At 45.0% G+C, this 12,713-nt stretch carries 12 protein-coding genes; 3 read left to right on the forward strand and 9 right to left on the reverse strand.

Going from position 1 to position 12,713, the window contains the following annotated elements; all coding sequences use genetic code 11:
• Positions 1–294: 294 nt before the first annotated feature.
• The 6 genes from FKN88_RS05530 to FKN88_RS05555 form a co-directional block, all read right to left on the reverse strand.
• On the reverse strand, positions 295–1,269 hold the full coding sequence (locus tag FKN88_RS05530; RefSeq protein ID WP_212752362.1) for an alpha-L-glutamate ligase-like protein: 975 nt from the start codon (positions 1,267–1,269) through the stop codon (positions 295–297).
• Position 1,270: 1 nt separating this feature from the next.
• Positions 1,271–2,779 carry an inactive transglutaminase family protein gene (locus FKN88_RS05535; RefSeq protein ID WP_154167941.1) on the reverse strand — a complete coding sequence of 503 codons (1,509 nt, stop codon included), beginning with the start codon at positions 2,777–2,779 and terminating at the stop codon, positions 1,271–1,273.
• Positions 2,780–2,787: 8 nt separating this feature from the next.
• A complete protein-coding gene (locus tag FKN88_RS05540) occupies positions 2,788–3,540 on the reverse strand; it encodes an ATP-dependent zinc protease (protein ID WP_154167943.1) in 753 nt (250 codons plus the stop codon).
• Between the two features lie 156 nt (positions 3,541–3,696).
• Entirely contained in the window at positions 3,697–4,668 is a 972-nt protein-coding gene (gene cmoB / locus FKN88_RS05545; RefSeq protein ID WP_004395101.1) for a tRNA 5-methoxyuridine(34)/uridine 5-oxyacetic acid(34) synthase CmoB, read from the reverse strand.
• Positions 4,669–4,784: 116 nt separating this feature from the next.
• Positions 4,785–5,513 carry a carboxy-S-adenosyl-L-methionine synthase CmoA gene (gene cmoA, locus FKN88_RS05550; protein WP_004395102.1) on the reverse strand — a complete coding sequence of 243 codons (729 nt, stop codon included), beginning with the start codon at positions 5,511–5,513 and terminating at the stop codon, positions 4,785–4,787.
• A 176-nt stretch (positions 5,514–5,689) separates the two neighbouring features.
• Positions 5,690–6,592, reverse strand: a complete 903-nt coding sequence (locus FKN88_RS05555) for a DUF72 domain-containing protein (RefSeq protein ID WP_170905972.1) — start codon at positions 6,590–6,592, stop codon at positions 5,690–5,692.
• Between the two features lie 323 nt (positions 6,593–6,915).
• Between FKN88_RS05555 and aspS the strand changes: the two genes are divergently transcribed.
• On the forward strand, positions 6,916–8,691 hold the full coding sequence (gene aspS / locus FKN88_RS05560; protein ID WP_306687319.1) for an aspartate--tRNA ligase: 1,776 nt from the start codon (positions 6,916–6,918) through the stop codon (positions 8,689–8,691).
• Positions 8,692–8,860: 169 nt separating this feature from the next.
• Positions 8,861–9,439: a thymidine kinase gene (locus FKN88_RS05565; RefSeq protein WP_040904246.1), complete on the forward strand. Its 579-nt coding sequence runs from the start codon at positions 8,861–8,863 to the stop codon at positions 9,437–9,439.
• A 206-nt stretch (positions 9,440–9,645) separates the two neighbouring features.
• On the opposite strand, the gene FKN88_RS05570 is transcribed toward FKN88_RS05565, so the two are convergent.
• The 3 genes from FKN88_RS05570 to FKN88_RS05580 all read right to left on the reverse strand — a co-directional run bounded on the left by FKN88_RS05570 (position 9,646) and on the right by FKN88_RS05580 (position 11,462).
• Complete coding sequence (locus FKN88_RS05570; RefSeq protein WP_306687318.1) at positions 9,646–10,275, reverse strand: YdcF family protein; 630 nt, start codon at positions 10,273–10,275, stop codon at positions 9,646–9,648.
• Positions 10,268–11,098 carry an NAD(P)H-binding protein gene (locus tag FKN88_RS05575; RefSeq protein ID WP_306687317.1) on the reverse strand — a complete coding sequence of 277 codons (831 nt, stop codon included), beginning with the start codon at positions 11,096–11,098 and terminating at the stop codon, positions 10,268–10,270. Before FKN88_RS05575 ends, FKN88_RS05570 begins: the two co-directional genes overlap by 8 nt.
• 127 nt (positions 11,099–11,225) lie before the next feature.
• Complete coding sequence (locus tag FKN88_RS05580; RefSeq protein ID WP_004395108.1) at positions 11,226–11,462, reverse strand: TIGR02647 family protein; 237 nt, start codon at positions 11,460–11,462, stop codon at positions 11,226–11,228.
• A gap of 251 nt (positions 11,463–11,713) precedes the next feature.
• Here FKN88_RS05580 and focA point away from each other — a divergent pair, with 251 nt between their 5' ends.
• Positions 11,714–12,556, forward strand: coding sequence for a formate transporter FocA (gene focA / locus FKN88_RS05585; protein WP_170905904.1), 843 nt, complete (start codon positions 11,714–11,716; stop codon positions 12,554–12,556).
• Positions 12,557–12,713 lie beyond the last annotated feature (157 nt).

Here is a 12,713-nt window from a genome sequence, read left to right on the forward strand (position 1 = left end):
CCATCGCGGCTACCAGAGACCAAATGTAACAATAAAGATTGAAACTTAGACTCAATCAACGTGGCTACCCTAAGAAAAAGTGTGACTACACAGATTTCGTTTTTAACGGCGTAACACATTTCGGGGCAAATCTGCGTTACGGTCATTGCCCTTCAGTATGGTTCTGGATAAAACCTTGTCAGAGTAAAAGGTAAACTACGACAAAAAATCATCGAAAAGTTTCGAACTTTATTGTCGAGCTGCAAACTTAGTTGTCCACCGTTAATTGAATGGCGGTAATCAATCTAATGAGTATTACCCGTTTTTTAGCCCAAATTGTTTCGCGGCATAAGCCACTCGCTCGGCTGGTGTTGGATAAATCAGTGGTGATCCGATGCTTTCAATATGCTGTAACCTTGGTAGTAAGCCAGCACCATTAGCGGTTTGAATCGCTAAACCTGGGCGGGCATTAAGCTCAAGCACCATCGGACCTTCTTCTTTATCAAGGACCATATCAGTTCCAATATAACCTAAACCGGTCATTTCCCATGCACTGGCCGCTAAGGTTAATAAGCGTTCCCAATGCGGTACCGTAAGCTCAGATAATGATCTTCCGGTATCGGGATGATGGGTCACTGGGCGATTGAACTGTACAGCACGTACCGCTTTACCCGATCCGAGATCAACGCCCACTCCCACCGCTCCTTGGTGTAAGTTAGCCTTGCCATCTGAAGCCGAGGTAGAAAGCCGCATCATTGCCATTACTGGGTAGCCTTTAAAGACGATGATCCGTACATCGGGAACGCCTTCATAGCTGAAACCATCAAAGCAGTCATCAAATTTGATTAGGTTTTCGATCACGACAACGTCATTTTTACCACCCAGCGAGAAGAGACCAGCTAAAGCGTTACTGACGTGCCGTTCCACATCTTCTTTATTAATGGTCGAGCCAGAGGGCTTGGTGTAAATGCCATCTTTGTGTGAGGTGATGACTAAGATACCTTTGCCGCCACTGCCTCGTGCCGGTTTGATAACAAAGCCCGGCCACTCTTTGACCATCTCGTGAATACGCCTAACATCGCCTTGGTTGCTGATCACGCCAATCAGCTTTGGCACCGTACAACCTGCGCGTTGAGCAATCAGTTTTGTTTGCAGCTTATCGTCAACCAGAGGGTATTTGGAGCGATCATTATAGCGACCAATATAGCTATGATTACGCTTATTCATGCCCATGATCCCCTTACGGCGTAGCTTGAAAGGGGAGGTGTATTCAGAAAGAGAAAAAAACATATTAATCTCCGTCTACCAAGGGTTTAAAGCGACGCAGTTCGGTTAAGCGATAACCGGTATACGTTCCCAATAATAAAATGCCTGCTAAGACAATTAACTGTAATCCGATAAAGTTGAAAGTTAAGTGCTGCACATAAGGGTTAGTCATGGCTAAATAAATCAGTACGGCAGTCAATAACGAGCCACCACCTTGCAGAATCACTTCTTTAGCGCCTTCCTCTTCCCAAAGGATAGACATCCGTTCAATGGTCCAAGATAAGATGATCATTGGGAAGAACGTAATCGTTAAGCCTTCGGTCAGGCCGATTTTGAATGCGACGACAGTAAACATTGAAATGATTAAAATCACCGAGATAATCACCGCCGATATTCGGGCGACCAGCAATAAGTTTAACTTAGAGAGATAGCTACGAATGATTAAGCCTGTGCCGACAATCAATAAAAACCCGATGATCCCCGTGGTTAATTGGGTCTGCACAAACGCGACGGCAATCAAAACGGGCATAAAAGTGCCCGAGGTTTTTAAGCCAATGATCACACGTAAAAAAACCACAATCAGTGCGCCGATAGGGATCAGCATAATATTTTTAAACATCGCTTGTTCTTCAAGCGGTAAGCTATGAATGGATAGGTTTAATAATCCATCGGCGCTGACTTTACTGTTGGTGGCTTGTTGAGGAGAGACATCTTGCGCAATCATCGTGAAATGCACTTGGCTGTTTTGTCCACCCATCACATCAAGTAAAGAAACATTCGATTCATCCCACACCAACAAATTCGGTTGAGTCGGTTGCGTGCCAGTTTCTGGATTAAACAGCACCCATTTACTGCCGTCCCAGACTTGATTCATATGTTGGATCGATTGACGCCGACGCCCGTCTTCTAGGCGAATGACGCCAACCACTTTATTAGGAATTTGTGCATACGAAAGGAGTTTTTGCGCCGCGTCGACTTTACTCATTTTATTGAGCAGTAAGGCGGCGTTTTGATTTTCTGCTTCGTTGAGCGCTTTAATCAGTTCGCGAGTAAAGGTAACGTCATCCGCTGAACGACGGTTAGCCTGCTCGATAAGCGCGATGGCTGAGGTTTCATCTGGACCGTCAAATGTGGGTTTAACCATCGGTGCGCTTGGCGGGAGAGGAATCGCGTTCGCTTGTGGGTCCACCAAGAACTGAGTTTTGTAATAAATGGTCTGTGGACCTTTGGCCTGACGAATGGTCCACTCTGCACGTCGGCCACTTTCTGTAGTGACATAAGAGATACCGTAACCCGGAGAAGAGGCATTCTCTCCAATCAACGTAAAGCCATCTTGGGTATGAGGAGCGGCGAGAGAGACTTTGACTTCCCGACCTTGCGCGTTAAATTCAATTCGCGCTTCAATGTCCCAGACTTGGCGAGTTTCACCGGGTGTCCATGGTACACCATAGCTTTGATGACGCATGACACTTAAAGTAATCCCCACCACAATTAACAACAATATGGATAGATAAAACGGAATTCGTGACGTCATAATGGGCCTTATTTTACTTTAGTTTCTGTCTGAATGTATTGACGGCTTACATCCACCACGGCGATATCGCGAATAAATTCCCGACCTAATAAAATAGGATGGGTCATTTGTGAACGATCAGCGAGGGTAAATTGAGATTTTTGATGAATAGGCCCCAATTTCACCCATAATTCGACCACAGCACGACGCTCTGTTTGCTCGTTGGTCGCTTGACGAATACGAACATAACGGAGAATAGGCGCTTCTATCCAATTGCTATCGTCTTTGACGCTATTATCACCGGTAAGGTGAAAACGCACCCAATTCTTGCCATTGCGTTCAAACTCTTCAACGTCGACGGCATTCAGTGAAGAAGTCGCTGCGCCAGTATCAATTCGAGCATCAAACGATTGTTTAATACTGTCGATGGTCACGCGTTCGATTTCACCTAATACCAGATCCTGACGAGGGATAGTTTGAGTGGCATTCACCGTGGCGAGGGAATCAGCGGATGGTGATGGTTCACTGATGATGATCGGTCGGTTGGCGAGGTCTTTTAGCTCGTACATTTCATTCTGTAAGCTAGAGACTTTACCTTCAAGGCTATCGATATAATCCATCTGATTGCTGATATGGAGTTCTAAATTAACGATTTTATTAGCAATGTTTGACTCGGATTGGTGAAGTGCGGCCAGCGTAGCCTGATGATATTCATCCCCCTTTAATAGTGTGCAGCCTGAGAGTAGGCTCAGTGCAACGATGGGAGCTATTCGCTTAAACATTGGCAACCTTATTGTTATGTGATGGTTTCATTCGTTATACCCTCGATGACTTAAAGGACGATCGGTGACTTTAAGTCATCGATCAGCGCCCGAGGGCGCTAATCTCATCCGTTAGGGTAGACGTATCCGTAGCCTGACGAGTTAAGGCTGTGTCAATTATGGTTTCTGAGCAATTAAAATTGCTCGACGTGGTGCTGGATAACCTTCCACGGTTTTACTTGGATCGTTATTATCAAGGTAATCGGGGAGCGAATTATGAGTCATCCACTCGGTACTGCGTTGCTCATCTTGTGAGGTAATGTTCTCATCGACAATCCGTACATCCACAAATCCGACTTTTTCTAGCCAGCCTTTTAATGCCAGCGCTGATGGGAAAAAGTACACATTTCGCATCTGGGCATAGCGGTCAAAAGGCACAAGAACCGCATTTTCATCCCCTTCAATCACCAGAGTCTCTAAGACCAATTCACCCCCACTAACCAGTTGATTTTTTAATTGGATGAGGTGATCTAATGGTGAGCGACGATGATACAATACTCCCATACTAAATACAGTATCAAATGCTTGTAATTCAGGGAGTTGTTCAATACCAAGCGGGACTAAATGGATACGTTGATCGTTATCCATCAATTTTCGAACGGCTTCAAATTGGATTAAAAACAGTTCAGATGGATCGATACCCATCACCTGATACGCTCCTTCGCCGAGCATACGCCACATATGGTAACCATTACCACAGCCGACATCCAATATTGAACGCCCCTGAAGGGGTGAAATGTGAGGTAGAAGACGATCCCATTTCCAGTCGCTGCGCCACTCGGTATCGATATGAATGCCATGCAGTTGATAAGGACCTTTGCGCCATGGATGGAGCGTTTTTAATAGACTGGTTAGTTTTTTTTGCTCACCTTCAGGCAAGGGGTGTGTATTGCTCACCGACACCGACTCTTTTAAGTCAATATGATCAGGGCTGGCATCCGAGATTTTTTTTAAGGCGCGTAGCCAGCGTTCCATATCCCCATGAGGTTTCGCCTGCCATTCAGCAAGCTGCTTAGGTAACACTTCTAACCAAGGCTGTAAGCGGGTGTCTTGCGCAATGCGCTGATAAAGTGGACCAAAATTAAACATAATCGTCTATTCCTAACTAGTACAAACCCACGATGGTAGAGAACCCATATCTACCTTGCAGGAAAAAAGTGTGGTTATTATTTGAGGTAATCATGCCAAGTCAGCACACGATGAGATTATTTGATGGCGAACATCGACCCAAAATTAAAGCATTGGAACCACATTTCGTAGCTCGAAAAGCCTAAGGCTTTGAAGCGTGCTTTGTGGGCTTCTATTGAGTCTGGGCGCATCACATTTTCAATTGCACTGCGCTTTTGGCTAATCTCTAATTCGCTGTAGCCATTAGCACGTTTAAAGTCATGATGTAAATCGATCAGCAGCTCGTGAGCCGTTTGATTAGGGAAAATAAACTTTTCAGAAATAATCAATATTCCGCCACTACGTAATCCAGCATAAATATTTTCCAGTAGGCGATAACGATCGTCAGGGGACAAAAATTGCAGTGTGAAGTTAAGCACCACCACAGAGGCATTTTCGATCTGAATATCACGAATGTCCGCTTCGATAATCTCGACTGGCGTATCAGAACGGTAAGCATTCACGTGCAATTTACACCGTTCTACCATCGCCGATGAGTTATCGACGCCGATAATTTTGCACCCTTCTTGTTGGATATGACGACGCATGGATAAAGTGGCAGCGCCTAATGAACAGCCAAGATCATACAAATTAGAGTGTGGCTTAGCAAAACGTTCGGCGAGCATGCCAATCGCGGAAATAATATTACTGTAGCCCGGAACGGAACGCTGAATCATATCGGGGAACACTTCAACCACTCGCTCATCGAAGGTAAAATCACCGATTTTATCGATAGGAGCGGAGAATATGGTGTCTTTGTTGGCCATGAGTAACCCTTATACACACTTGATTTTACCTGTCCTTTTATCATCACGACGCGAATAGAAATGAGCGCTCGCTAACATCGAGGAATATAAAGGACGGGTTAGATAAAAAAGTGCCGTATTTTATGAAAAATTTACTGGTCTGTCATTATATACCCAGAGCCAGTGACAAAACATCGTCAAAATATCGACATTTGTTGACTGTTTTGGGCCGGAAATGGAGCTAAATCGGGTAACCTTGTTTGTTTGGCGATTTCATCGGCAATAAGCGCAAGTTGGACGCTGGTTTGTAATTGCCGATACAAATCAACCGCGAGTTCTGGGGCATAAAAGTTATCCGGCGTATGAATCATCAGATAGGGTTGTTTTCCGGCGGCGATCCATTGGGGTAACTTTTGTAGCCAAGGCTTAAAAAAAGCATCATTCGCAGTTAAATCAGGATGGCCGATAAAGCGAATCATGGGGTTATCGGCAGTGGCCAATGCGTGGACGGGCACTTTCGGCTTTTTCTTTTGTGCATCAATAATGGTTTCGTTGCTTGGCTCGGCGGCAAAAACAGGGCGGCTATCCATGATAATTCGATTGATCCCCTCTTCAATCAGCCATTGGTTAAAACGGCGCTCTTCTTCACCTTTAGCAAAATAGTCACGATGGCGCACTTCTACCGCTAATGGGAAATCTTTGGGGAAATAGCGGCAAAATTTTTGTAAATGACTCAACTGAGCGGTACTAAACGAAGCCGGCAGTTGTATGGTCCATAAACCAATTCGTTGATGCAGTGGAGCCATTAATTGTAAAAACTGTTTGAGTTCACCTTGGCATCCAACCAACTGATGTTGGTGGGTAATACTTTTCGGTAGCTTAAATGTGAACCGGAAATGGTCATGGGTTGCGGCTCGCCAATTATTCACCGTTTGTGGCGAGGGCGAGGCATAAAACGTCGTATTGCCTTCGACGGTGTGAAAAACGGTTGCGTAGTGCGCTAAACGATCGGCCGCTGAACTACCCGAAGGATAAAAGCGCCCTTGCCAGCCGGTATGTGACCATAGGGTCAGTCCTAGACGTAGTGGTAAGTTTGTCATCGTCACGGTTTATTTGCTTCTTACTTCAAGTGGTTTGGTCATTGCTGCGATGATGAGTTTTTTCTTGTTGGTAAGCATGAGTTCTTTGAAGAATACGTTATTTTAACGTTATAATCAGCGCCAATTTTATTACTGTTGATGCTTTGTACATATTTTGCTGAATTATTGTACGGAAAAAGCAGGGCAGAAGAAAACACAGCAAAATTGTATTCTGGAAGGTCGATTTTCAACTTTTTTCAGCGTATAAATGGAATCATGCGCCGTAGCTAACATTATCTGCGGCTAGGAATAAGATGAATTAAATAGAGGTTGGGAATTTCATTATGCGTAGCCATTATTGTGGTCACCTGAACAAGTCCCTTGTTGGACAAACAGTAGAACTTTGCGGTTGGGTTAACCGCCGTCGTGATTTAGGCGGTCTGATTTTTATTGATATGCGAGATCGTGAAGGTATCGTTCAGGTTGTTGTCGACCCCGATATGGTGGATGTGTTTAACATTGCCAACCAAGTGCGTAATGAGTTCTGCATCAAGCTAACGGGTGAAGTCCGCGCTCGTCCAGACAGTCAAATCAATCAAGATATGGCAACGGGCGCAGTAGAAGTACTGGCTAAAGATTTGCAGATCATCAACCGTTCAGAAGCCTTACCTTTAGATTCCAACCAAAAGAACTCGGAAGAGCAGCGCCTAAAATACCGTTATTTAGATTTGCGCCGCCCAGAGATGAGCGATCGGATTAAGCTGCGAGCCAAAGCGTCAAGTTTTGTTCGCCGTTTCCTTGATGGACATGGCTTTTTGGACATTGAGACGCCAGTATTGACCAAAGCAACGCCAGAAGGTGCACGTGATTATCTTGTTCCAAGTCGGGTGCACAAAGGCAGTTTCTATGCTTTACCTCAGTCTCCTCAGTTATTCAAACAGTTACTGATGATGTCTGGCTTTGACCGCTATTATCAAATCGTTAAGTGTTTCCGTGATGAAGACTTACGTGCCGATCGCCAACCAGAATTTACTCAAATCGATATCGAAACCTCATTTATGACGGCGGATCAAGTTCGTACGGTTACTGAGCAAATGATTCGTGAGATGTGGTTGGAGCTATTGGATGTTGATTTGGGTGAGTTCCCCGTCATGCCGTATAGCGAAGCTATTCGTCGTTTTGGTAGTGATAAGCCTGATTTGCGTAACCCAATGGAACTGGTTGATGTAGCAGATTTATTGAAAGACGTCGATTTTAAAGTTTTCTCTGGTCCTGCCAATGATGAAAAAGGTCGTGTTGCTGCGCTTCGCGTCCCTGGTGGTGCAGCGCTATCGCGTAAGCAAATTGACGAATACACCGCGTTTGTCGCTATTTATGGCGCGAAAGGTTTAGCGTGGTTGAAAGTCAATGATCGCGCTGCTGGTTTGGAGGGGATCCAATCGCCAGTCGCTAAATTCCTAAATGCCGAGATTGTGCAAACAATTATTGAGCGTACTCAAGCAGAGAATGGCGACATCATTCTTTTTGGCGCTGATAATGCCAATGTTGTCGCGGAAGCGATGGGTGCTTTACGTCTTAAAGTAGGCAAAGATTTGGCCATCACCAACGGGGCAACTTGGGCACCATTGTGGGTTGTTGATTTCCCTATGTTTGAAACCGACAGCGAAGGCAATGTTGCGGCAATGCATCACCCATTCACTGCACCATTGAATATGACGGCAGAAGAATTAAAAGCCAGCCCAAGTAATGCGTTGTCTAATGCTTACGATATGGTGTTAAACGGCTATGAAGTTGGTGGTGGCTCTGTTCGTATTCATGATGCGACCATGCAATCAGCGGTATTTGATTTGCTGGGTATTGATGAGCATGAGCAACGTTTGAAGTTTGGCTTCTTGTTGGATGCACTAAAATACGGCACACCACCACACGCTGGCCTTGCGTTTGGTTTAGACCGTTTAGTGATGCTGTTGTGTGGAACGGAAAACATCCGCGATGTGATTGCTTTCCCGAAAACGACCGCAGCGGCTTGTTTATTGACGGATGCTCCAAGTGTCGCTAACCCAGCCGCTCTTGAAGAATTAGCGATTGCCGTGACGGCAGCTAAAGAAAAAGCACAGTAAACGATGGTTGTTTGATGATAAGAAGAGGGTGGCTTTGAGCCGCCCTTTTTTATCGTAGAAATGATCCGTTAAGCTCACGAACAAGCCTTATCGTCGCTAATAAGCATCCACATTTGATGATGGTTTGCTACAATGGCGCGCTTTTTAGTTTTAATAGGAAACCTCCCCGTTGGCTCAGATGTATTTTTATTACTCCGCAATGAACGCGGGTAAATCAACCACCTTGCTGCAATCGTCGTTTAACTACCAAGAGCGGGGCATGACTCCGGTGATTTTTACTGCCGCGATTGATAACCGCTTTGGTGTTGGTAAGGTCAGCTCGCGTATTGGCCTTGAAGCGGATGCTCATCTGTTTGATGACACCACCGATTTATTGCACGCGATCACTCAATTAAATACCGAACAGAAACGCCATTGTGTACTGGTTGATGAATGCCAGTTTTTAACTCGCGAGCAAGTGTATCAGTTAACGGAAGTGGTCGATAAGTTAGATATTCCGGTACTTTGCTATGGTTTGCGTACCGACTTTTTGGGTGAGCTGTTCGAAGGAAGTAAATACCTGTTATCGTGGGCGGATAAATTGATTGAACTGAAAACCATTTGTCATTGTGGTCGCAAAGCGAATATGGTGATCCGTACCGATGAGCACGGTCAGGCGATCAGTGAAGGTGACCAAGTGGATATTGGTGGTAATGACCGCTATGTCTCGGTATGCCGACAGCACTATAAACAAGCGCTTGGGCGTTGAGTTCTGTTCGCGATATTCCTTGCCGTCAATCATCTCAGTAGACAAGGGGCAAGCCTTCATTTGCCCCTAATATACCCTTCCTACTTGAAGCTGCAGCGGTGTTGGCTACGTTCGTTCACCCCAATCACATAGTTTGCCTATGCTCATGGGGATTTACTCACTTGCCGCCTACCTGCAACTTCAACTCGTTTGGGTATAATGAAAGTTTAAAACAACCGCTTAAGGGCTTGATAAGCTTGCTGTACTTCATCTGGGACCGATTGGGGAACCTGAAAACCCTGCGCAGGGTAATCCAACAAACGTTGAAAATCGTCCAGTAAGGCGTGGAGTACTACATCGAGCGTCAGGGATTCGGTCAAGTAATCAAAAAAATCTCCGCCAGAAGAGGTCACTTGCAAAGACGTTAACGTTGCTGGCCACTGTTTAGTAAAGGTCGCGAAAGCGCGTCGCTCCATATATGGTTTATGCACAATCAGTAAACGTTGAGCCTGAATACCTTTCTCACTGAGCAATTGATGACTCAAACACACATTCTCACCACTATGGGTGGCTCGGGTTTCTAATAAGATCGCAGAACTGGGTAAGCCGCACTCTTTAGCGACCATCGCGAATGTTTCAGCTTCACTGTACTCAAATAAATCTTCCGTAAAGCGCCCTTTATCCCCAGAAAAAAGCACCCACGGTGCTAGTCCTCTTTGGTATAAATCCGCGGCCACTTCGGCAACGCGTATATCATTACTACCAGGGACAACGATCACATCAGCAGGTTTTAACTCGTGTCCCATTTGCATAAACTGCCAGAGAGTTTCTAAATGTTGATAAAGACGTTTACTCATAACCGTGCAGCGCCTCTAATGTATTAGCGTAGTGAAAATGAAATCCCATCGTGATCAGCTTATCACTGACAATTCGTTTATCGGGTAAATGAACAATCGGTGGTAACGGATGAGGTGATTGAACCGAAGACAAAGCCGCTCGGTAAAACTCGGCTTTACTGACCGTTGTCGGCGTAGTGACATTGATAATATGGTTATTAATCTCAGTCAGCGAAAAAGTAATCGCTTGTAAAACATCATATTGATGGACCATATTGGCGGGCGCTTGATCGCTGACTTGGGAAAGACGAAGCGCAAAGCGAGCAGGGTGGCGATTGGGACCGATTAACCCACTGCAACGCAAAATAGCATACTCGATACCGCTATCGATAACGGCTTGTTCGGCGCAGAGCATGATTTTGGCTTTCTCTGAAAACATAGGGTTTTGTTCACACTGAACCAAAGAGGCATCTTCTTCACGCATCGTTTGTGCTTGGTCAGGATAAACACTGGTTGAGCTGATCATGATAATTTTGCGAATGCCCGCTTGTTGTGCTGCGTTAACTAACGTTTGCCAGCTTGCTTGGTAGTCGGTGCCGTGGCCTTTGCGAAAACCGGGAGGAAAGCAGCCAATCAACGCATCGCAGCGAAAGTTTAAGAGCGCTTCGACAAGCTTGGGGGCATCTGGTAACTGACAAACAAACCCATCCACACCTTGTGCGTGCAATTGCTCAACGCCAGATAGGCTGGTGCGACTGGCACAAACGTAATAATTTTGTTGTTTGAGATGTTGAATCAGTGGTTGGCCCAGCCAACCTGCACCGATAATGGCGATACGTTGCATACAATTACCTGTTGGATAGTGGTTGTTAGGAGCTTGTCACTGAGAGAGCAATAACGTTAACTCCAAAACCACCGTGAATGATGAGCCGAAAGTTAACGTTATTATCGCATGGTTTGATGGAAGAAGATTAAGCGTGAGTTAACACGTGCAAAAGACGTTGGGTAAGTTCGGCCATTTCAATCCCTTCGTGAGTCAAATAACCACCATCGGGTAAGCTGCATAAGCCTTTTTCATGAAGTCGCTGTGCAGCAGCTTGGAGTGCTTCTGGAGCATCGCTGTGTACTTTTATACCCGTTGCTGCGCTGCTGACATCAAATTGAATAAGCAGGTTTAATTCATCAAGGTGCTGTGGAGAAAATTTCATCGTAAACCCTTACTATGGTTGATTTAAATTCACCTTAATCGTCGAAAGAAAAAGACGCAATCATAAACATAGAGAACTGTTATCTTAATCCATTATGGGCTTTTTTTATGCAGTTAAAGGAAGGAGAAATAAGCTGCGTGAGGTAGGCTTTAAAACATTTTTGGTAAACATCAATAATACCCCTTGAACAAAAAAGGAAATGGAGCGATTATCCGCCACTCTTTTACCTGTATCAAAATGTAACATTAATTATGGATCTGAACCAGTTCGACTCTCTGCTTCCTCCACAAATGGCGGAACGTGCTGCCGTCACCGGAGAAAGCAAAGCCACTAAACCTATGTATAAATCGTTTTTACTGGCGATTTCTGCAGGCATTCATATTGGTATCGCTTTTGTGTTTTACACCGTGGTTACCACGGGCGCACAAGATATTCCCTACGGTATTGCTAAGCTGATTGGCGGGATAGCCTTTAGTCTTGGATTGATTTTGGTGGTGATTACGGGGGGAGAGCTCTTTACCAGCTCTGTATTGACCTTGGTCGCCAAAGCGAGTGGGAAAATTTCTTGGCCACAGTTAGTCAAAAACTGGATCGTGGTCTATTTTGGTAACTTATGTGGTTCTGTTTTATTGGTTGGGATCATGTTATCAACCAAGCAGTTTATGGATGATGGCGGACAACTCGGTTTAAATGCAATGGCGATTGCCGAGCATAAGCTGCATCATAGTTTTCTGCAGGCTTTTTCTCTTGGTTTGATGTGCAATATTTTGGTCTGTTTAGCCGTATGGATGACTTTCAGTGCTCGCTCTTTAACAGACAAAGTCATGGTACTCATTTTACCCGTAGCGATGTTTGTTTCTTCTGGGTTTGAACACTGTATTGCTAACATGTATCAAGTTCCGTTAGCCATTGGCATCAAATACGTGGCCCCTGAAGCTTTTTGGCAGATGACTGGGGCGAATATCGCCCAGTATGCCGACTTAACCATGATGAACTTTATTGTCGATAACTTAATTCCTGTTACCTTGGGCAATATTGTCGGTGGTGGTGTGTTTGTGGGGATTTGGTATTGGCTAATTTATCTCAAAGAGTAGGTTTTTATCGTTGGGCTGGTTATCCACATTTTCTGTGGATAAGTGCTTTCAAACTCAGTGCGTAACATTAACTGAATGATTTTTCGTATAAATGATGCACGACATTCGTGCAGTGATAGCACGGCTAAGGTGCAGCGGCAGCGATGAGTATGAATGT

Source organism: Vibrio sp. 2017_1457_13 (assembly GCF_030851525.1).
Taxonomy (GTDB): domain Bacteria; phylum Pseudomonadota; class Gammaproteobacteria; order Enterobacterales; family Vibrionaceae; genus Vibrio; species Vibrio metschnikovii.